The organism is Deltaproteobacteria bacterium, assembly GCA_012522415.1.
In the GTDB taxonomy this organism is placed as follows: domain Bacteria; phylum Desulfobacterota; class Syntrophia; order Syntrophales; family JAAYKM01; genus JAAYKM01.
Genome location: JAAYKM010000137.1, coordinates 1 through 21,790 on the forward strand (window position 1 = coordinate 1; position 21,790 = coordinate 21,790).

Genomic DNA, 21,790 nt, shown 5'->3' on the forward strand with positions numbered 1-21,790 from the left:
GCCAAGGCCATGACCAGTTCTTCCATGGCGGCGTTGCCGGCCCGTTCTCCGATGCCGTTGATTGTGCATTCCACTTGACGGGCGCCGGCGCGAATCGCGGCGAGGGAATTCGCGACGGCCAAGCCCAGGTCGTTGTGACAATGCACAGCGATGATTGCCTTGTGAATGTTTTTTACATGGGCGAAAAGATGAGCGATCAGGCCGCCGAACTCTTCAGGAATGGCATAGCCGACCGTATCGGGGATATTGACCGTTTTGGCCCCTTCCGATATGACGGCTTCCACCATTTCACACAGGTAATCCCGGTCGGATCGGGTGGCATCCATGGGGGAGAATTCAACGTTATCCGTGTAGCCGCAGGCGTACCTCACCGCTTCCCGTGCCTCAAGCAACACCTGCTTCCGGGATTTTTTCAGTTGGTATTTCAGGTGAATGTCCGACGAAGAGATAAAAGTGTGGATACGAGGGTTTGCGGCGTCTTTGATGGCCTCCCAGCATCGGTCGATATCAAGCAGGTTCGTTCGCGCCAGTCCGGCAATCTGGGAACCGCGGATTTCGCGGGCAATCCGTTGTACCGAAGAAAAATCCCCTTCGGAGGCGAGGGGAAAACCCGCCTCAATGATGTCGACACCCAACTTCTCCAACTGCTTGGCAAGACGGAGTTTTTCATCCGGATTCATGCTGCAGCCGGGAGACTGTTCGCCATCTCTTAAGGTTGTATCGAAGATAAATACGGTATCGTTCCTTTCGCTCATAAGCTCTCCTTTCCATGGAAACAAAAAGGCCATGGGACTGTACGCCCATGGCCTTTAGGTTTGTCTGTCCGTTTTTCCTATTGAACACCTAAAAACGACGGGCGGTGGATATGGCACAATAAGCGCAACAAGCCTATGCAAAGCAGCAGGGAAAGGTAAATCGCATTAATCTGTGCCATTCCGCAAGTCATCTTCATGATGCTCCTGAAAAAGATAGGGCAAAAAATAGACTAAACCGGCCGTTATGTCAAGTGTTTTATAGCCGCCCCCCTCCTGTTGTGTCCGGGAAAACGCAAGGTGGCATTTTTTAGGTGACCCTTCCATTGAACGTCCGTCGCTTCCCGTGATTGCTGGAGAGCTGAACCCAGCGAAGTACGGCTCTTTTATCCGCCATGTCTCCGAGGAGTCTGTTGTGGAGTGAAAAGAAAAAGGAGTGAGATGCGTGGTAAACCTGCTGGCAAGTCAAGGGGGGTTGTCGGGTGGGACAGCCCCCCTTTTTTTAGATTTTTTTGATCCGGCAGGCAAAATTGCGCATCAGGGCCGGATAACCCGTTACGGGATCGTTCGGCTGGTTTTTTGCCAGGACATTTCCATTGTGCGTTCCCTCCCAGCCGTGGGCGATACCGATCACACCGGGCTTTATGTCTTCGGTTAGAAACGCTTTCAGCCGAATTGACTTGTCGGGTGTTTCTACATATACTTCTTCTCCGTCAGTAATGCCAAGGGATGCGGCGTCCTGGGGATGCACCTCCACTCGGGGATTCGGTTCCATCCGCCTGAGTTCCTGAATGCTCCTGAATTGCCAGCCGACATAATAAGGACTTCTCATGCCCGTAACGGCGGTTAGAGGATAGTTTCGTGTCAGGTCGGGGCAAACCGAAGAATCCTGAGGGCTTGCTACATAGGTTGGCAACGGTTCGTAGCCGGCATCTTGCAAGGTTGCGGAATAGAGTTCGATTTTCCCGGAAGGCGTTCGAATCTTGCCGGTCATGCTATGAGCCCGTTCACCGAACCACATGCCTGAAGGATGTTCTTCTTCCAGTTGCCTGCGCGTGATACCGCTTGGCTGCAGCAACAAATCCACCATCTCTTCGTCCGTTTGCCAGGGGAAATATTCATCATAACCCATCCGACGTCCGAGTTCGGCGAAATACTTCCAGTCCGGCCAGCATTCACCGGGAGGATCTATGATCCTGCGGTTCAGGAGGCAATACGGCATTCCTCCGGTTAGCCCATAATTCATGGCCACGCCGAGGCGCTCGGGATTGGCCGAGGCTGGGAGAACGAAATGGGCGAGCTTTGCCGTTTGTGTCATGAAAAGATCCATAACGACGAGGAGGTCCAACTTTGCCATAGCCTGGGTAAAGAGGTCTGAATCGGGCCAGGCGGCGACCATGTTGCTGCCATGAACCAGCATGGCCCTGACGGGATAAGGATTTTCATTGAGGATGGCTTCCGGCAGGTCCATTTGCCGGCCATAGGGCGATGTCATGCCCCAGAACCCATGGAAAATCGGATAATTCTTGCAGCCGATAGGGACCTGCCCTTTATAGCCATCGACAAGCCTCAAGTCGGGCATCCGCATGAAGGGATTCTGGCACCAGCCTCCGGGTTTGTTGATGTTGCCCGTGATGGCTTGGAGAATAGCCATGGCGCGATTGGTCTGGAATCCGTTGATATGCTGATCCAGAGAACAGATCCCCGCTTCGATGCAGGTGCTTTTCGCACAGGCGAAAATACGGCTGATATGGCAGATATCTTCCGCCGCGACCTCACAGATCTCGGCGGCCCATTCCGGTGTGCAAGAAGCCACGTGGGCGCTCAATTTTTCAAAACCGGTTGTATAATGATCTATAAAATCCATGTCATAAAGCCGTTCCCGAATGATGACATGGATCATGGCCAGGGCCAGGGCCGCATCCGTACCGGGCTTGATCTGAAGATACAGACCCTTCCTTGCCAGGGGGACACGTTTGGGATCAATGACAACAAGCCGTAGCCCCCTGTCCAGGAGTTTGTTGATCCGGGCGGACAGAGGCGGTTCCGTTGCATCCGGGTTATGCCCCCAGAGGATGATGCATTCGGTATTGTCCGGATCGGAAAGCGGATACATGCCGAAGGTCATCTGCCGGGCCATGATACGGGATCGGAAACAGTGTGCCTCGATAGAGAAAAAATTAGGCGTGCCGAATGCGCCCCGCCACCGCTGGGCGAAAGCTGAGATCTGAAAATCTTCTGCTCCCTTGGACCCGATGGAAAGGCCTACCGCCCGAGCGCCGTGTTCTGCCTTGATGGCCTGCAGTCTTGTCGCAATTTCATCCAGCGCTTCGCTCCAGCTTATCCGGTCAAATCCCCCGGCGCTGTTTCTTCGCAGGGGATATTTGAGACGGTCCGGGGCGTAAACATATTCAGGAAGCCGGTAGCCCCGGTGACAGAGAACGCCCCGGCTGAACGGGTGTTCCTTCATCCCCTCCACCTTAACGAGCTTTCCGTCCCTGACATGTGCATCGATCCCGCATACCTGAAAACATAACATACAGACTGTTTTATAGATTTCCATACCTTCACCCATCGTTTTGACCTCCCTGATTACATGACGATTTCGAGGATCCTTCTTTTCTGGGAAACAAACCGCACTGCAGGCACCGGTCGGCCTCCATCAGTGCTTCCCGTTCTCCCAGGCTCGCTTCCACTTCTGGGAACCCAACCAGACGCTTAGATACGGGAAGGGTCCTGGGAGACACCCGCCGACGTTTTTTGAAATGATTCATGTCGATCGATTCCCAACCGATGGTCGGTGCTTCGCCAGCTCCCGGAGCCGGAGGCGGTTCTTCGCTGAGATGGCTGTGAATGGCAAATGCGGCCCGGCGGCCGTCCGCCAAGGCTTCTATGACGGAGGCCGGTCCTCGGACCAGATCGCCTCCGGCAAAAACACCCTCGATTTCCGTGGCAAGCGTTTGTGAATTCACTGCCAGAGGTTGGTCCGACGGCAAAACCTGGAAATCTGAAGCCAAGGGCGACAGATCAGGCCGCTGCCCGACGGCGACGATGGCCATGCCCGCCTGGACAAAAAATTCTGACCCGGAAAGCGTCACCGGTTGTGGGCGGCCGCTTTTATCGGGAGCCCCTGGCTCCGCTTTCAGGCATTCAATGCCCATTATTTTCCCATTTTTCGATATAAATCGCTTGGGTATTGCCCTGCAGATGAACTTTACCCCTTCCCTTTCCGCTTCTGCAACTTCTTCCGCTATGGCCGGCATGTCTTCTCTTGAACGGCGGTAAAGCACCGTAACCGATTTCACCCCCAGGCGGAGGGCGCTGCGGGCCGCATCGATGGCGGTATTGCCGCCACCGATCACCGCGATAGGGTCTTCGACAAGGGCCGACTTGCCGAGATTGATGTCTTTCAACCAGGATAAGCCGTCCACAATGCCTGCCATATCGGCCCCCTCGATTTCCAGGGGGATACTTTCCTGTGCCCCCATAGCAAGGAAAACAGCGTTGTATCCCTGATTGAACAGGTCATTTATGGAAAGCCCGGCTCCTCCGATCGGCTGGTTCAGTTTGATTTCGAATCCATAGTGCTGCAGATAGGCGATCTCCCGGCGTAGGATTTCACGGGGCAGACGGTACGCCGGGATACCCCAGGCGAGCATGCCTCCAGGCACTTCACCCGCTTCGAACACGGTGACGCCGTATCCAAGGCGGGACAGATAAAAGGCGGCGCTGAGTCCGGCCGGCCCGGCACCGGCAACCGCCACCCGCTGAGGCTTGGCGGGCCTGACTTTTTCAGCAGGCGGTTCCGATCTGTCTCGTCGCCCATCGGCGACAAATCGTTTCAGAACGTTGATGGCCACAGGGGCGCCATCAAAATGGTTGCGATTGCACGCTTTTTCGCAGAAGCGGGGACAGACGCGACCGATGACCATGGGAAGCGGAACCTTGTTGTGAATCAGGTCAAGGGCCTGTTCGTAATGACCCTGGACGATGCAGTCCATGTATCCGCGGATATCCACATGCGCAGGGCAGGCGTCCTGGCAGGGAGGGACCAGGAGCCACGGCGAAGGAGCGTTGAGAAGTCCTTCAGGCCACTGGATGCAAGTTACCGGTTCATAGCGTTCATCGGCCTCGCTGCAAAAACCGCAGGCTGCACACATTACAATGGTGTCTTCACGATTCTCCCTGGCTTTAACGGGCCAGTCGGGATCACACAGGAGGGTGCGGGCCATGCCGATGATATCAGCCCGTTCTTGGTTTAGAATTGACTCCGCCAGGTCCGGCCTGCGAATTTTTCCGGCTGTGACAACCGGGATGCCATACCCTGCCTGTCGCAATGTCCTTCGAATGCCCTCGGCCAGATAAACTTGGGGTCCATCAGGATGCCACCACCGGGGGCTCATGCGGTGTCCGCTGTATCCGGTTCCGGCAAACGGCGGGAAGCCCTCAGGGGGGGGTGGTGCGTCTTCAAACCGTTCTCCCGCTGAAACACTGATGTAATCAACCCCTTCGTTCGCCAGCCGAAGAGCCACCCGGGTGCTCTGTGAGAGGGTGTTCCCTTCCAGGGTAAATTCCTCGCCGTTTATTCGTATTCCGACGGGGTAATCTGCCACGGCCTCCCTTACGGCGAGCACCACGTCGGAGGGTAGCCTGATGCGTCCCTCGAAATCTCCTCCGTAATCATCGGGGCGTTTGTTTCCCAAGGAAAGAAAGGAAGCCAGGGTGGTAAAGTGAGCCATGTGAATTTCAACGAAATCAAAATCCGCATTCTTTGCCCTCCACGCCCCTCCGGCAAACTGTTGCGGGATGCCTGCGATTTCTTCAGGTGTCAGGTCTTGTACTTTCTGACGCCAGCCGCTGCGGGAGAGCTTAAGAAAATGCATGATCTGTAGACCGATCTTTATGTCCGGGTTGACCTCACGGATGGATGCAACAAAGGATTTCAACTCGTCCACAAGCCGGTCATCACTGACGCGAAAATTAAAGGAGCTCCGCGAGGGGAGCACCACGGCGGCTTCCACCACCATCGCCCCCAGTCCGCCCGCGGCCATCCTTTGGTATCGTGCTGTGACCTGTGGGGTCACATGGCCGTCCTCTGAGGCCAGGCGCGTGACGGCTGCCGTCGACATGATCCGGTTTGTCAGTTGACAATTCCTTATTCTAATGGGGGTAAACAAGTTTGGATACTTCAAGGAAAACCTCCAGATAGCGCTATCAATATCGTTTTCCGTCAAGGGACACGGATATGGTTAGCCTGTTAATAATTAATACATTAAGTATATTTTCATGTCAAGCATTTTCTGTTCATTCCGGATGTTTGTGTGCGTTGATCTGAAGGGTATCCTTTCATGAATGCCGAAAAAAAAAAGATACTATGATCGGATTACAGCCCGGCTCATTCGTCGGAGAAGATGCTTTGACTTTTTGCGGGGGCCTTCAGTATATTGATCAGGGCAAAACGAATTATCCCAATTGAGATGGCTATGGCAAAATCAGATTATAAAAACGATGCCAGTCCAAATGAAAAATTGATGCTGACGATTGTCCGGCTCTCGGAACAATACAAGAAAGACTGTTCCTTGATATTCAGCCGTTACGGATTGACTTTTCCTCAGTATAACGTGCTTCGGATTCTGGATGGTTCTGAAAATAAAAGGAATACCATCTCGCGGGTGGGTAAGTTGATGCTCGTTTCGGGTGCCAATATGACCGGCATCGCCAAAAGACTGGAACGGGACGGCTTTCTTGTCCGTAGGGGTGTTCCGGAAGATGCGAGAATTGCGTTTCTGGAGATCACCACGAAAGGAAAACAAACCCTGGCAACCATTGCCACCCATCGTGATGCCCTGATCGATCATTATCTTTCCGATTATGATGAGGAAACCAGACAGAGACTTCGATCCATCTTACGTGATTGCCTGAGAAAAGTGACAGACAGGTGATTGTCATGACTGGTGTGGCAGGGGAGCCCGTTTGCCAAAAAGCGAAAGCTGCGAGAAAAAACTTGCTTTCCCGTTGCCGTATCGTTACCGAAGGGCGTATCAGGAGATACGGGTGAAACGTATTTTCAACATGACAAAACAGGAGGACGGGAATATGAAGAAGACACTGATAGTGGGGGGATTGTGCTTTTCGATGATGATCGGATGTGCCGCGCCCCAGACAAACACACAGAAAGGTGCCGTTTACGGGGCCGCCGGTGGGGCCGTGGCGGGTGCGGTTGCAGGACAGGTGATTGGGCGCGATACGAAGGGAACTTTGATCGGTGCGGCTATTGGTGCCGCAGTGGGGGGAGTGGGCGGGGCCGCCGTCGGGAGAATGATGGACAATCAGGAAAGGGCCATGCGCGATGCAATGGCTGAATCCGAAGCGGCACAAATTTCGCGGGAAGGGAATATGCTTGCCGTGACCTTCAAAGGGGATGTGACGTTTGACACCGATTCAGATGTCGTCCGACTGGGACTGCTTTCCGAGATCGACCGGGTCGCGGGAGTCATGAGGTCATATCCCGATACCTACATCCGGGTGGAAGGGCATACAGACAGTGTGGGATCTGAGGAATACAACATGGGTCTGTCCATGCGGCGGGCCAATGCGGTGAAAATTTTGCTGGTACAGAGGGGCATTACGGAAAACCGCATCGAGGCGGTGGGATTTGGAGAAGATTTGCCGGTTGCCACCAACGATACCGAAGCGGGTCGTCAAAAAAACCGGAGAGTCGAGATCAAGATCGTCCCGAAATCCTAGTGGAAAGATCCACCACCCGGCGAATTCCATGAAAACGGCGTTGCACGGATCTTCATGAATTGAGTGCGAAAAAACATTTAAGCTCGATCCCCACGTAGCGATGGGGATCGAGCCTTTTCCCTAGACAAATCCCTACCTTTACGCCATCGTCTTTTCAAAATTATTTGTTATAAAGCCCATCGGAAGGTCTGTACAATAGACTTCGCTGATATGGCAGGAAGCGTCATAATCGCTTGCTGGAGGGAGAACGCGATACACCGGTTGCAAATATCATTTTCACTTGAGGTCTGACAAAACGTCCTGCATCGATTCGGAGGAGTGAAAGGTATGTCCGGTACGAAAAAGCCACATGCCGGGTCACGCCGTCATGTGGCTTTTTTTTCTGAATTTCTTAAACATCCCTTGCAGATCGGGTCGCTCATTCCAAGTTCCCATTTTCTGGAGCGACGTATTTTGGAAGCAGCGGGGATTGCTTCTGCACGGACCGTCGTTGAATTGGGTTCAGGCACTGGAGGTACGACCCGGGCGATTTTACAGGCTATGGAACCGGTTTCCAAACTCCTGAGCATTGAAATCAACCCAAATTTTCACAGTATAATCAGAGATATTCAGGATGAGCGGCTCATCGCACACTTGGGAAGCGCCTGTGAATTGAAGGAAATTCTGTCTGTCTACGGGCTCGATGCCCCGGAAACCGTCATCTCCGGGATTCCCTTTTCCACGATGCCACGCAACATTGGCTGTCAGGTTGTCGAAGCGATTTCATCGACGCTTGCACCAGAGGGTTGTTTTGTCGCATATCAACTGAGTGATCGTGTCGCCACGCTCTGTCGACCTTATCTGGAGATGGAGCAGATGGAGCTGGATTTGATCAATGTGCCTCCCATGCGTGTGTACCGGTGGCGCAAAAATGGTTTTCACCGTGATCAAATGGCTAAGACGCATCCAGAAAAGGCAGGGGTTTTCCCAGCCGATAAACCAGGGCCTGACAAGACGCGATGAGTCGAACGCCTTCGGTCACTTTGATTTCATAAAGAGCCGTTCTATTTGTCTGGTTCGTTTCTTTTGCTTCAGCTGTTAGGGTAGAGCCCTTTGTCGGCGCGGACGTATAGGCAAGGTTCATGTTCAGGGCAACGGCCATGGTGCCATGGGAATTGGACGCCGTTTCAAAAGCCTCGTCTATCAGGGCAAAAAGGGCACCGCCGTGGGCTTGGCCAAACATATTTTCCATGTCCGGGGTAAAAATCATTTCCACTTTTGCATAACCAGCCTCCAGAGCGACCAGTTTCAATCCAAATTTTTCGGCGAAGGGTTCTTTCGCTACCTGTCTATGAATTGCCTTCCGAATTCTGTCATCCATGCGGCACCTCTTGCTGGCGTCTAAAGTGATCGGTTGTTCGTGTCTTCCCAAAAAATTAACCATCGACCCATTAGGTAAGCTTACCAAGGAGGTGTTCGAGCGGCAAGAAAAATCGGATTTCCAAGAAGGCAGGCAGGTCAAGGGGATGCGCGGGAAGACCGCTCGAAACGTTACCGGGACAGAGGGTTCAGTCAATCATCGTTGTCCTTCAGATTTTTTCTAGATCTTGCTCCGGTTCTAGTATTCCATCCGGGCAGCCCGGGTGCCCTCAATCCCGCGCCTGAGAAAGCAGGAAATTTGCCGTGGGTTCGGTTGAATCACGGGCTAGATGGCGGGCAAAAAAAATCTTGCAATCGGTCGTTGTCTTTAGTACGTTTCTGCACGCAGAAACAGGAGGCTGGTTAAGTCATATGGAGACAAAAGATGAATGGATCAGAGTTTTTGCAGAAATAACGGATGTTGGGGAAATGAATGCTTTTTTGCATGAAATGTTTACACCCAAAGAAATGATGGATATTCGGTTGCGCTGGCAACTGTTGAAGGAATTGCACGAAGGCGAAACCCAGAGAAGTATAGCCTCAAGGCATCGGATGAGTCTTTGTAAAATCACCCGGGGAGCCAAACTTTTAAAGGCGAAAAACTCTCTGGTAAAGAAAATTCTTGATAATATGAAGGAGCTTTCATGAGTTTAATGGCACAGGATATTAAAATGCCCGATGAGGAGGGACGTTTCGGAGAATACGGCGGGCGGTATGTTCCCCCTCAGTTGGATGCGGTACTGGAGGAAATCACTTCTGCCTACAATGCAATCAAAGACGATCCGGGATTCAAGGAGGAACTTTACGCTCTCTATAAGGATTATGTTGGGCGCCCGAGTCCCATTACGTACGCACAGAATTTATCGGATAAGATCGGCGGAGCCCGACTCTATCTTAAACGGGAGGACCTGAACCATACGGGTGCCCACAAGATCAACCATTGTCTTGGCGAAGTGCTGCTGGCCAAGAAGATGGGCAAGAAAAAGGTCATCGCAGAAACCGGGGCGGGGCAGCACGGTGTGGCTTTGGCGACAGCCGCAACCCTGCTTGGCCTCGAATGCGATATCTATATGGGTGAAGTGGACATCGTTAAGGAAAAGCCGAATGTTGTTCGGATGAAAATTCTTGGAGCCAATCTCATCCCCGTAACCAAGGGGCAACGGACTCTCAAAGAAGCCGTGGATGATGCATTCGATGCGTATCTGAAAGATCCCGTAACGCAACTATACGCGATCGGGTCTGTAGTGGGTCCCCATCCCTTTCCCATGATGGTACGGGATTTTCAGGAGATTGTGGGCATGGAAGCGCGAGAACAGTTTCAGGAAAAGACCGGAACCCTGCCGGATAACCTGGTGGCTTGCGTGGGTGGCGGCTCCAATGCGATGGGCCTGTTCACTGCATTTCTCCAAGACGAAAATGTGAACATTTATGGCGTGGAGCCGTCGGGGGTGGGGCTGCAGCAAGGGCAGCATGCGGCGACTCTTACCATGGGAACCCCTGGTATTCTGCACGGATTCAAGTCTTATTTGCTCCAGGACACGAAAGGTGATCCCCTGAGTGTCTACTCCGTGGCAAGCGGTCTCGATTATCCGGGTGTAGGCCCTCAGCACAGTTTGCTCAAGGATATCGGTCGGGTCAATTATGTTACGGCAGACGACCGGGAGACTATTGACGCTTTTTTTGAACTGTCCCGGACTGAAGGTATCATACCGGCTCTGGAAAGCGCCCACGGCGTTGCCTATGCAATGAAACTGGCCAAAGAACTGCCCCGTAACAAAACCATTTTGGTCAACCTGTCCGGGCGGGGTGACAAGGATATCGACTTTGTGGTGGCGAAATATGGCAAGAATTATGGGATTGTAATATAAAATCGATGAAGTTTGCTGTCTTCCATATTCTTCAGTGGATACCGATTTTTTTGTCTCGTTCTTCGGGAGATTTTCTCTGCGTTCGTTTCTTTTGAAGGATAGGCAATCGGATAAATCGATGTCTACATAAAAAGGTCTCTTTTTAGTCATCTTTTCATGGTTCGGCTAACCTTTCTCACGGGTCGGCACACGGACAAAGGAAAATGGCTTGCATGGATGTCTCGCCATTTTTTGGTTGCAATACGAAGCCGTTTTCGGGTATTGTTTTATACCTAATTAGGATTTTCCTTTCCCAACCACTGTTTCGTATGATGGTGGTCCCAATTTTATTTTAACGGAATACATGGCATACGTGCTTGGCTATGTCTATAGCGCCGCGATATTTCCCATTGTGAAATGGTAGTTCCATAACCGGTTCGATGAAAAGGTGAAAGTAATGAGGAAGCAACATCCGATCGGAAAAGGTGACCCGCAAAAAATTCCATCGCAGCAAAGCCGTTTCCCCTTGGTGACGACATGGGGAGGAAGATTTATCGACCGGCGTATCAAAAACGCCCCAACCATGGCAGACAATTTCCCGGGCAAATTAGAGGAGCTTCCGTTTAAGGGGATTATGACTTGGAACGGAATTGTTGTGCGCCACGAAGATGCGGATATCCCCTCCCTGACCTATGCTTATCTGCGAGAAGCAAGGAAAATATCCTGTGGTGAATGTTCCGTATGCATGATCGGCCTCGATCGGGTTATCGGGATATTTCGCAAATTCATCGAGGGCACCGGGACCATACAGGATCTGAAGGAGATCGAGGAAATCGCCTACCAGGTATCCGTCAACGGGAAGTGCTATTTCGGCCGTTCGGCAGCCCTTGTTCCGGTAGCGGACGCCATTAAACATTTCCGCCAAGATTTTCTGGCTCTGATAACGGGGAAGCGGGTGCTGATCAATCGTGGATATGAGTTCGCTGTTACAGCTCCCTGCATTGAGGCGTGTCCGGCGAGTCTGCCGATTACCGCATATATTGAAAAAATAAAAAACTTCCAGTTTCGAGAATCTCTTGAATTGATCCGTTTACAATGCATCCTGCCCGGTGTTATCGGGCGAACCTGTACACATCCCTGTGAAACGGCCTGTATTCGACAGAAAATAGACGAATCGCTCTCGATCCGCCTTCTTAAAAGGGCCGCTGCGGATGAGGATCTGAAAGAAGGCGCTTCATCCCTGCCGCTACCCCGCAAGGAAAAACCAGAAAAAGTCTGTATTATCGGGGCGGGACCGGCCGGGTTGGCGGCCGCCTACCACCTGCGGCTTTTCGGATACGGGGTTACGATCTTTGAGGGCCTTTCCGCCATGGGAGGAATGGCCGCGGTCGGTATTCCGGATTACCGGCTGCCCAAGGAAGTGCTGTTCCATGAGACGAACTTGATTAAACGCATGGGAGTGGACGTTTTCTTGAATCGTGGCGTGGATGTTCTGAAATGGGATGACCTGAAAAAACAAGGGTTCAAGGCTCTCTTCCTTTCAGTTGGTGCACACCGAGGGGGAGACATGGGCCTCGCTGGAGAAAATGATCTGGTCGATGGCTTTGAACAAGGTATTGATTTTCTCAGGAAAGTGCAGGAGCGTTGTTCCGACATCAAACCGGTACGGAAAGTGTTCATTCTCGGAGGGGGAAATGTTGCCATAGACTGCGCCCGAAGCTGTCTCCGTCTTGGATTTTCCCATGTGGAAATTCTCTATCGCCGTTCCCGCAAGGAAATGCCGGCATTACCGGAGGAAATTGACGAAGCCTTGAAAGAGGGGGTTAAGATTCGCTATCTCACGGCGCCGCTCAGAGTCAAGAGCAAATGGGGACGGCTCGAAGGCTTGGAATGTGTGAAGATGAAGTTGGGTGATCCTGACCACACGGGAAGGCGTAAACCCGTTCCGGTGGCGGGCTCCAGTTTCACCTTAAAGGCCGACAAGGTTATTGCCGCCACGGGTCAGGAAGTCGATACGTCCTTCTTAACGGAAAAAGACAGAGAGAAATTGCTCAGAGGAAATAAAGTCTGGGCAGATCCGCTTACCTGCCAGACGGACCTGGAAGGTGTCTTTGCCGGGGGTGATTGTGTAACAGGGCCGGCGACTCTCATTGAAGCGCTTGGCATGGGGAATCGTGCCGCCAGAAGTATCGATGCCTACCTCCAGGGCAAACCGTACAGCCCTCAAAATTTTTTCGCCGGAATCGATACATCCTTGCAGCGTAATGACGGATTTCTTCCAACGAAACAGGCCGTCCGGGTTAGACTGCTGCCCGAGTCCCGGCGGATGGGTGATTTTATTGAGGTGGAAGCCGGTTTTACGCGAAACGAAGCCATGGAGGAGGCGCGGCGCTGTCTGCGATGTTATCGCCTTATGGTCTGGGAAGTCGATAAACCAAAAGAGGAGCAGCCAAAGGGGAGGGGAAGGGGAACATGATTCGTATCCATATCGATGATCAAACCGTGGAAACGAAGGGGGGAGGGAGCATCCTGACCGAAGCCGGCAAGCTCCACATCCGAATCCCCACTCTTTGCTATCATGAAAGCCTTTCCCCCTTCGGGGCTTGTCGCCTCTGTGTCGTGGAAGTCAAACAGGGGAGGAGATGGGACTTGACGACTTCCTGCAATACGGAAATTGTACAGGATATGATCGTGAGGACCGATTCACCTGAAATTCGTCGCAGCCGCAAAGCCGCGGCCGAACTGCTTTACTATAAGTATCCCCGTACCAGGGCGATTCGGGATATTGCGGAAAGGCTGGGCGTCAGGGTCACGCAAACGAAGGAGGATGCACGGGAGTGTATTCTCTGCGGCCTGTGCGTGCGTGCATGCCAGGAGATCGTGGGAGTGAATGCCCTTCGTTTCGAGGACCGGGGGCCGGACCATCCTGGAGAACCGCCCAGGATAGGCTATCTGGGGGATTCCTGTATTTGCTGTGGTGCATGCGCCTTTATCTGTCCGACGGGTTATATCCGGATGGAACCGGTTGGGGCGGATCGGCGGATGATCTGGGAGAGGGTTTTTGAAATGGGGGCTTGCCGGGTGTGCGGAAAGAAGTTCGCCCCGTTGGCGCAATTGGAATACCTGAGCCGCCGGTCCGATATACCGCTTGCCCAGGTGATGACATGCATTACGTGCCGGGAAGCGGGAATCCCTGCAAGCGTTGTGGACGAAAAGGACTGGGTCTCCATGCACCAACACAGGTAGGCATTACATAAATCCGTATTTTTTGAGCTTCTGATGAAGGGTCCGTCGGGTGATGCCCAGTCGCCGGGCGGCCTCGCTCTTGTTTCCCTTGACAAGATCCAGGGTTTTCAGAATAGTTTCTTTTTCCACTTCCTCCAGGGAGGTGGTGCCGATCGAGGTAAAGCCAGCCCCTGATGCGTCAGGGTCAACCGTCGGGGTTAAAGGGGATACGCCATGGATCAGAGGCATATTCTCGGTATCAAGATAATCCGTTCGTGTCAGGACCACCCCTCTTTCAACGACATTCATCAATTCCCGTACATTGCCTGGCCAGTCGTATTTGAGGAGGTGATCCATTGCGCTGGGAGTGAAGCCCTTGATATTTTTCCGGTTTTTTTCGACAAACTGACTTAGGAAATGATGCGCCAGCAACGGAATATCTTCCCGACGGTCCCGCAACGGTGGAAGGGTCAGTGATACGACGTTCAAGCGGTAATATAGATCTTCCCGAAAACGATTTTCGCGGATTTCCTGAAACAAATCTCTATTCGTAGCCGTAACAAGCCGGACATCCACTTTGATGACCAGATCGCCTCCAACGGGTGTGATTTCCCTTTCCTGGAGCACCCTTAGGAGCTTGGCTTGCATACCGGGAGACATTTCGCTGACCTCGTCAAGGAAAAGGGTCCCGTGGTCCGCCAGACGGAATTTCCCTTCTCGCTTGCGGTCCGCTCCCGTGAATGACCCCTTTTCATGGCCAAACAGCTCTGATTCCAGAAGCGTTTCCGTGATCGCGGCGCAGTTGATCCGAATGAAGGGGCCTTCCTTTCTCGGACTGTTGAAATGGATTGCTGAGGCAATGACTTCTTTTCCTGTACCCGATTCTCCCGTTATGAGTACAGTGGCGTCTGACCCGGCGATATGGACAACGGTGTCCAAAAGCGAGGTCATGGCAGCACTTCGGCCGATAATATCGCGGCGGTCAAAGCGATTCGAAAGGCTTTCCTTCAAAATCCGGTTTTCTTTCCTGAGGTGCGCGTGATCCATGGCCCTCTGCATCGCAATTTTCAACTCATCGAAGTCCAGGGGTTTGGTAAGGTAATCGTAGGCACCACTTTTCAGGGCATCTACAGCGGTTTCCACAGAAGCAAACGCGGTCATGATGATGACGGGGATGGCGGGATTATAGGCTTTGATCTCATTGAGTGCTTCGAGGCCGGAAACGCCGGCCATGCGGATGTCCATGAGGATCAGATCGAATGCCTGCTGGTGTGCCTGGTCGATGGCCTCACTGCCGTCGGAGGCTTCGGTGATATCGTATCCCCATCCTGATAGCAGGGCCCGCAACATGGTTCGGTGTGCTCGGTCATCGTCGCAAATTAAGACGGTATTTTTCATGAATCCTTTCCTTTCCGTTTGCTTGTCTGGAACGCTTCCTCCGCTGGAAGCAGAATGGTTACGGAGGTGCCTTCTTCCTCTTCGCTCCTGATGTGGACATGCCCATTGTGGGCCTCAACAATGCGATGAACGATTGCGAGGCCCAGTCCTGTTCCGGAAGATTTCGTAGTAAAATAGGGGTCATAGACATGGGGAAGATCTTGTCGATGAATGCCCCGGCCGGTATCCGATACGGTGATTTCTCTCATGGTGTCCGTGGGCTGGGACAATGAAACCGTCAGAAGTCCACCCGGCTCCATGGCATCAAAAGCGTTCAGGTAAAGATTAAGCAAGACTTGGGAGATCCTGTCGTCATCGATCCAGGCGAACAATTTCTCCTCCGGCAAATTTCTTTCAATGTGAATGCCTTTTTCTGCGGCTTGGGGCCCCACCATCCTCAGTGAGTGCCCAATCAGTCCCCGTAATTCCGTATCCCGCCTTTTCATCGTCAAGGGGCGTGCAAAATCAAGCAGTTGCCCAATGACCCGGTTAAGCCGTTCCACTTCCCCGATGAGCACCTCCGCGATTTCACCGTCCTCCGGAGTATCCTTGTATTTTTCACGGAAATAGGTGGCGAAGCCCTTTATGGAACTCAAAGGATTTCGTATTTCATGAGCGATGCCCGCCGCAAGGCTGCCCAGTGATGCCAGCCGCTGAGTCTGGGCCATTTCTTTCCTCAAAAGAATCATTTCGGTCATGTCCCGGAAGAGCAAGAGATATCCGATAAACGCGCCCTTTTCTTCCGACAGCCTGGTGACGACCATATCGAGGGATATGGTTTTGCCGGATCCAAGGGGATATTCAATTTCCGTTTCCTGTGCCGGGGCGGCGTGATCCGACCCCGTAATGAGTTCTTGCCAGGACGGTGGCAATCGGTCCATCAACGGCTTGCCCAGCATCTCCTTCATCTGCAATCCCAGCAGTGCCTCCCCCGCCGGGTTCATTGTGGTTAGTTTTTTCCGGGCATCAAGCAAGACCAAGCCAATGGGCATCTTGTCGATAATCGTATCGGAGAGGATGGTCATTCTTGACAGGGAGGATTCCGAAGATCGGTAAGCTTGGGCAAGAATCAGGGAGATGATACCTGAACAGCCGATCAAGAAAAAGATGATTCCCATCCAGATGGTGTGTCGCATGTCAGCCGTTTTCGTGAGTGAGAGGGGACCGGTATCGAGACCGATAAAGAGGATCAGAGGTGGTTTTATTTGACCAATGATTGCATCGCCGCCGAGGTCGATTTTTACGGTCGGCAGGGATTTGTACACTTCGAAGGTGTCCGCTCCGTCGGAACGGACAAACTGGCGCCAACCCGGATCAAGATCCGCGGCGATTTTCTCCAGTGATAGGTTCATGTCGTATTGATCACCGATAACCGTTGGGTCACTGTCGGCAATGATCGTACCCGATCTGTCCGTGATAACCACGTAATCGATGTCGGCGTGCCGCGATGTCTCCATCAAGAATTTCTGCAGGAGAAAAGCGTTCCATGGCTGCCCCGGCCCCGTCCGTATAGCGGCTTCGAAAGACCTGATCATGGCAAAACCCTTCTCACGCAGCAGTTCCGTTATCGAGGCTTGTTGACGTTGGACCCCCCGGATGGTCATAATCGTTAAGATAGGGATCAGTATAGCCAGGGTGCCGAGTATCACCCAGGGGGATACGTTGAACCAGAAAGGGTGGAGCGTTTTCTTCATGGATGAGTTACCACTGTCCTGATATAATGGAAATCCATACGGCTTTGGCCTCGTTAAGTGACGAGGGGATGAAATATTTCAAACCTGTCGATGATCAGAAGAAAATTTCCTCTTGAGGATTCCTCTTATAGGAAAAGAACCGGAAGATATGCAATATAAACTTTTTCGGAGAACATGACCGGGTATGAAATCCAAGAGACCCTGTCAATGAAGCTTGTCTGAAAGGAGTTATCATGAGTGTTTTGATCGATTTTTCCATTTTCCCCGTGGACAAGGGGAGCAGCGTCAGTGCTTACGTATCCCGGGTTGTCCAGGTGATTCGCGGAAGCGGCATCGATTTCCAGGTAGGTCCTATGGGAACCTGCATCGAGGGGTCTTGGGGCGAGGTATGGCCATTGATTGACCGATGCTTCAAAACCCTGGCCACGGACAGTGACCGGATCTACCTAACAATCAAGGGAGATTTTCGCAGGGGGGCGTCGGGCCGGATCGAGGGTAAAGTCAAAGCTGTGGCGGAGTAATGATTCCTTGCTTCCTTGATTCTTGAGGATGTTCCGGGAGCAACGGAATCAGTTCGTTTAAATATTTGAAGCAAGTGCTGCAAGTCGTTTTTTGGGAAATCGCTATCGGATCCGTCAGATCGATTTCCGCACGGGCCAGAGCCATCAATAACCGGTCGTTCAAAAGCAGAAAGGGGGCCAGATCGATTTCCTGCGCTTTGTGATAGCGCCAGTTGTACAAATTCCGCAACCGATGCTTCTCATGTTCCGGCAGATTGTGATAGCCTGGTAATTTTTTGTATCCGGTTGGGTTAAGGCGCTTTTCGTGCCACATGACTTCAGCGATTTCCTGGAAGGCCCTTTCCGCAGTGCCAAGCAAATTCCGCTCATACAGCACTTTTATCAGGGCCAGATACAGAGGAATCAGGTGGAAGGTGTCCAGGGAGGCATAATGAAGCTGTTCTACTGAAAGAGGCCGTACTTCCCATCGGGACCTTTGAATTTTCTTTTTCTTTTTGAAATCAACGGAAAGATATTCACGAATCAGGGTTTCCAGGGAAAGGTAGTGATGTCCCAAGATCGAGGCTGCTTTTTGGGTGTCAAAGATATTCCGAAAGGTAGAACCGTAATCCCGTTTGATAATCCGAATGTCGTTGTCCCCGGCATGGAAAATCTTCAGAACATCTGAATTTTCGAATAGCCCGGAAAGGGGACTCAAGTCCAGCTCGGCCATGGGGTCAATCAGGTAGGCGTGCTGCCCGTCGTGAATCTGGACCAGGCAGAGTTTTTCCCGGAAATAATGGAGGGAATTATATTCCGTATCGACGGCGATCACGCGGGATGCTGACAATGCGTTGGCGGCGGCTTCCAATGCGTCTGTTCGATCGATCCATGTCCAGGGACAGGTCATTTGGTCTCCTTCGTTACTCATTCTGTGTCTGGCTGTCTTAACCTTAGGCAAGAATATTGGAAGAATAAGATTTGCGAATTTATACAGAAAAGCGATAGGAGAAGTCAACAAAAGGTTTTTTATGTGTGGGGGACTGGGCGGAGCGAAATGAAAGGCGGGGTCCTAGCGACTTCGGAGAGCCTTACCGGGCCGAAGCCCTGTCCGGGAAATATAGGAGGGTCCCCCGTTTCTGGCGATCTTCTTTTCATCGACGGCTTGGTGAGGCCGTAAAGAAATGGTACCGTGGCTATTCTCTTTAGACAAAAAACTTGACATCACCCATCGATTCTTTACAAAGTGAATATCGAAGTTATTATAATTTATAGTTGGTGGTTTAAGTCTTTGTTTTAGGTTCTTCCATCTTTAATTTTCAGGGGACGAAAATGAGTCGTATCGAAATTCATTATCATATTCAGGAAAGGGCTGTGGGAAAACAGCTTCGAAGAGCAACGGAGGATGTTTTCAATTTCAATTGTCCAAGTTCTGTACTCTACGAGAGAACGTGGCGTCCCCCGGTGGATATTTTTGAAACCGTCCACGAAATCGTCATCATGGTCGATCTTGCCGGCACGAAGCGTGACAATATCTATGTCGAACTCGACAGAAGCAATTTGAGGATCAGCGGAACGCGACAGATAAGGCATGCTGGTGTGCACCCCCGTTATCATCTGGCGGAAATATCCTATGGTTCCTTTGAGAGGATTTTATTGTTACCCTGTGCGGTGGATAAAAATACGGTCCGGGCGACTTACCATGAGGGACTGCTAAAAATCTGGGCGGCCAAGTTGTCTCCGGAACGGGCTCAAAAGATAAAGATCACGCAAAAATAAACGGTACTGTAAAAAAGTGGTTTTCGGAGGTTTCCATGACAGAACAAAAGATATCGGAAGATTTTTCGGTTTCGTCACTGCCGGAAATTCTTCCGATTTTGCCCTTATTTGACAATGTCGTTTTTCCCAAGATGGTCTTTCCCATGGAAGTACTGGGAGACAAGTCCATCCAGTTGATTGATGAAGCCATGGCCAAGGATCGTTTTATGGGTTTGGCTGTCTCCAAAAAACCCCCTATGGAAACCCAATATCAACCGGAGGACTTCTATTTAGTTGGCACAAGCGTTGTTATTCTCAGGATGGCAAAATCACCGGATAACAAGGCCCAGTTGCTTCTGCGTGGTATCGAACGTTTCCGCATCAAGGAATTTATCGAAGGCGCGCCTTATCTTCAGGCACGGGTCGAACCTCTCGAAACATTGGAAATGCATGATATCGAGGTGGAAGCGCTGATGTCCAATCTCGTGAGTCTATTTGACCGGGTCGTTAAACTATCCCCATTCTTGCCTCAGGAATTTGGAACCATGGCCAAATCCATTACCGGACCAGGGACTCTGGCCGACATGGTTGCGTCTATTATCAATGCCTCGATTGAAGACAAACAGCAGATTCTGGAGACACTCGATATCAAAAAGCGACTTGAGGAAGTAACCCGCCTGGTCAATCATCAGGTCGATATTCTCGAACTGGGAAACAAGATCCAGTCCCAAGTCAAGGACGACATGGATAAATCACAGCGGGAATACTATCTGCGCCAGCAGTTGAACGCGATTCGCAAGGAACTGGGCGAGGAGGATGAATCGAAAGTCGAAATCGAGGAATACCGTGCCAAAATAGAAAAGAAGAATCTGCCGGATGAGGCAAAACGGGAAGCGGAGCGCGAGCTGGAAAGGCTCTCCCGAATGCATCCGTCCTCTGCGGAATACACGGTCGCCTCCACCTATCTGGATTGGATCACCGCGCTGCCCTGGAATGAAAAAACCGAGGACAACCTGGATATCAGGAAGGCTCAACGTGTCCTGGACGAAGACCATTACGGGTTGGAGAAGGCCAAAAAACGGATCATTGAATACCTCGCTGTCCGCAAATTGAAACCCGACACCAAGGGCCCCATTCTTTGCTTTGCCGGCCCTCCGGGTACGGGCAAAACGTCGCTCGGTCACTCCATCGCCCGCGCTCTGGGCCGGAAGTTCGTTCGAATTGCCTTGGGCGGCGTCCGTGACGAAGCAGAAATCCGTGGTCATCGTAGGACTTATGTCGGTGCCCTGCCAGGCCGAATCATCCAGAGCATTCGCCGGGCCGAGTCGAATAATCCCGTGTTCATGCTGGATGAAATCGACAAGGTCGGAAGCGATTTCCGCGGTGACCCGTCGTCGGCGTTGCTGGAAGTACTTGATCCGGAACAGAATGTTGCATTTGTCGATCATTACCTGGATGTTCCTTTTGATCTGACCCATGTCATGTTCATCACCACGGCCAATATGCTGGAAACAATTCCTCCGCCCCTTCGGGACAGGATGGAAGTGATTGAACTCCTCGGATACACGGAGCAGGAAAAAATCAGAATTGCTGAACGTTACCTGATTCCCCGGCAGATCGATGCCAACGGGCTCAAATCGGATCAGATCCGTTTTACCCGCAGGGCCTTGCAGCGGATCATTGCCCAGTACACCCGTGAAGCGGGCGTCCGCAACCTGGAAAGAGAAATCGCTTCGATCTGCCGGGGGGTGGCCAGCGCTGCCGCCGAAGGCCGGATCGGCTCGACGACGATTACGGTCAAGGACATCGCCCGGTACCTTGGACCGGTCAAGGTGATTCCGGAAATAACGATCCGGGCATCGAAACCCGGCGTTGCCGTTGGGTTAGCCTGGACACCCGTCGGGGGTGAAATCCTATTTGTGGAAGCCACGTCCATGCCCGGCAAAAGAGGTCTCGCCTTGACGGGACAACTGGGAGAGGTGATGAAGGAATCGGCGAGTGCGGCTTTGAGCTTTATTCGGACCAATGCCGAGGAGTTGGGTATCGCATCGAATTTTTTTGATGACCTCGACATACATATCCACATTCCTTCAGGGGCCATTCAAAAAGACGGGCCATCAGCCGGTGTTACCCTGCTTACGGCTCTCGTCTCGTTGCTGACCGATCGGACGATCAGGAAGAATCTGGCCATGACGGGAGAAATCACCCTAAGAGGCGTGGTCCTTCCCGTCGGTGGAATCAAAGAAAAGGTGTTGGCTGCACATCGGGCGGGTATCACGGCGCTGATTCTGCCGAAATGGAACAGGAAAGATCTGGATGACATCCCCCTCAACGTGCGAAAAGGGCTGACATTCCATTTTGTTGACGATATGCGTGAGGTGTTGAAAATAGCACTGGACTATTAAAATATCCGGAGCAACCTATAAGCACAT

General features: G+C 52.0%; 16 protein-coding genes and 1 pseudogene. 10 read left to right on the top strand and 7 right to left on the bottom strand.

Features of this window, described 5'->3' with window-relative positions; translation table 11 throughout:
• The 3 genes from GX147_10160 to GX147_10170 form a co-directional block, all read right to left on the bottom strand.
• On the bottom strand, positions 1-755 hold a 755-nt coding region (locus tag GX147_10160; GenBank protein ID NLN61034.1), incomplete at its 3' end, for a 2-isopropylmalate synthase.
• A gap of 499 nt (positions 756-1,254) precedes the next feature.
• Positions 1,255-3,327, bottom strand: a complete 2,073-nt coding sequence (locus GX147_10165; protein ID NLN61035.1) for a molybdopterin-dependent oxidoreductase — start codon at positions 3,325-3,327, stop codon at positions 1,255-1,257.
• Positions 3,320-5,944 (bottom strand): FAD-dependent oxidoreductase, encoded by a 2,625-nt coding sequence (locus GX147_10170; protein NLN61036.1) that lies wholly within the window; start codon positions 5,942-5,944, stop codon positions 3,320-3,322. Before GX147_10170 ends, GX147_10165 begins: the two co-directional genes overlap by 8 nt.
• 291 nt (positions 5,945-6,235) lie before the next feature.
• Between GX147_10170 and GX147_10175 the strand changes: the two genes are divergently transcribed.
• The 3 genes and pseudogenes from GX147_10175 (at position 6,236) to GX147_10185 (ending at position 8,408) form a co-directional block, all read left to right on the top strand.
• Positions 6,236-6,694, top strand: coding sequence for a MarR family transcriptional regulator (locus GX147_10175; GenBank protein ID NLN61037.1), 459 nt, complete (start codon positions 6,236-6,238; stop codon positions 6,692-6,694).
• 154 nt (positions 6,695-6,848) lie between these two features.
• Positions 6,849-7,499 (top strand): OmpA family protein, encoded by a 651-nt coding sequence (locus tag GX147_10180; GenBank protein NLN61038.1) that lies wholly within the window; start codon positions 6,849-6,851, stop codon positions 7,497-7,499.
• A 327-nt stretch (positions 7,500-7,826) separates the two neighbouring features.
• Positions 7,827-8,408 (top strand): annotated as a pseudogene (locus GX147_10185) (methyltransferase type 12).
• 25 nt (positions 8,409-8,433) lie between these two features.
• Here GX147_10185 and GX147_10190 read toward each other — a convergent pair.
• Positions 8,434-8,859, bottom strand: coding sequence for a hotdog fold thioesterase (locus GX147_10190; GenBank protein ID NLN61039.1), 426 nt, complete (start codon positions 8,857-8,859; stop codon positions 8,434-8,436).
• A gap of 410 nt (positions 8,860-9,269) precedes the next feature.
• On the opposite strand from GX147_10190, the gene GX147_10195 reads away from it, so the two are divergent.
• From GX147_10195 to GX147_10210, 4 genes are all read left to right on the top strand, one after another.
• The gene (locus GX147_10195; protein NLN61040.1) at positions 9,270-9,545 is read left to right on the top strand and encodes a transcriptional regulator; all 276 of its coding nucleotides are present in this window, start codon (positions 9,270-9,272) and stop codon (positions 9,543-9,545) included.
• 5 nt (positions 9,546-9,550) lie between these two features.
• Complete coding sequence (gene trpB / locus GX147_10200) at positions 9,551-10,765, top strand: tryptophan synthase subunit beta (GenBank protein ID NLN61041.1); 1,215 nt, start codon at positions 9,551-9,553, stop codon at positions 10,763-10,765.
• A gap of 613 nt (positions 10,766-11,378) precedes the next feature.
• Positions 11,379-13,220 (top strand): FAD-dependent oxidoreductase, encoded by a 1,842-nt coding sequence (locus GX147_10205; protein ID NLN61042.1) that lies wholly within the window; start codon positions 11,379-11,381, stop codon positions 13,218-13,220.
• Positions 13,217-13,990, top strand: a complete 774-nt coding sequence (locus GX147_10210; GenBank protein NLN61043.1) for a 2Fe-2S iron-sulfur cluster binding domain-containing protein — start codon at positions 13,217-13,219, stop codon at positions 13,988-13,990. Before GX147_10205 ends, GX147_10210 begins: the two co-directional genes overlap by 4 nt.
• 3 nt (positions 13,991-13,993) lie before the next feature.
• Here GX147_10210 and GX147_10215 read toward each other — a convergent pair whose 3' ends face one another.
• Together GX147_10215 and GX147_10220 are read right to left on the bottom strand one after the other, a co-directional pair.
• The gene (locus tag GX147_10215; GenBank protein NLN61044.1) at positions 13,994-15,367 is read right to left on the bottom strand and encodes a sigma-54-dependent Fis family transcriptional regulator; all 1,374 of its coding nucleotides are present in this window, start codon (positions 15,365-15,367) and stop codon (positions 13,994-13,996) included.
• Positions 15,364-17,100, bottom strand: coding sequence for a PAS domain-containing protein (locus GX147_10220; protein NLN61045.1), 1,737 nt, complete (start codon positions 17,098-17,100; stop codon positions 15,364-15,366). The genes GX147_10215 and GX147_10220 overlap by 4 nt, the downstream gene beginning before the upstream one ends.
• A gap of 230 nt (positions 17,101-17,330) precedes the next feature.
• Here GX147_10220 and GX147_10225 point away from each other — a divergent pair, with 230 nt between their 5' ends.
• Complete coding sequence (locus GX147_10225; protein ID NLN61046.1) at positions 17,331-17,621, top strand: MTH1187 family thiamine-binding protein; 291 nt, start codon at positions 17,331-17,333, stop codon at positions 17,619-17,621.
• Here GX147_10225 and GX147_10230 read toward each other — a convergent pair.
• The gene (locus GX147_10230) at positions 17,602-18,510 is read right to left on the bottom strand and encodes a hypothetical protein (GenBank protein NLN61047.1); all 909 of its coding nucleotides are present in this window, start codon (positions 18,508-18,510) and stop codon (positions 17,602-17,604) included. The genes GX147_10225 and GX147_10230 overlap by 20 nt on opposite strands.
• 422 nt (positions 18,511-18,932) lie before the next feature.
• Between GX147_10230 and GX147_10235 the strand changes: the two genes are divergently transcribed.
• Both GX147_10235 and lon read left to right on the top strand, forming a co-directional pair.
• The gene (locus GX147_10235; protein ID NLN61048.1) at positions 18,933-19,379 is read left to right on the top strand and encodes an Hsp20/alpha crystallin family protein; all 447 of its coding nucleotides are present in this window, start codon (positions 18,933-18,935) and stop codon (positions 19,377-19,379) included.
• 35 nt (positions 19,380-19,414) lie between these two features.
• Positions 19,415-21,763: an endopeptidase La gene (lon, locus tag GX147_10240; protein ID NLN61049.1), complete on the top strand. Its 2,349-nt coding sequence runs from the start codon at positions 19,415-19,417 to the stop codon at positions 21,761-21,763.
• Positions 21,764-21,790: the final 27 nt, after the last annotated feature.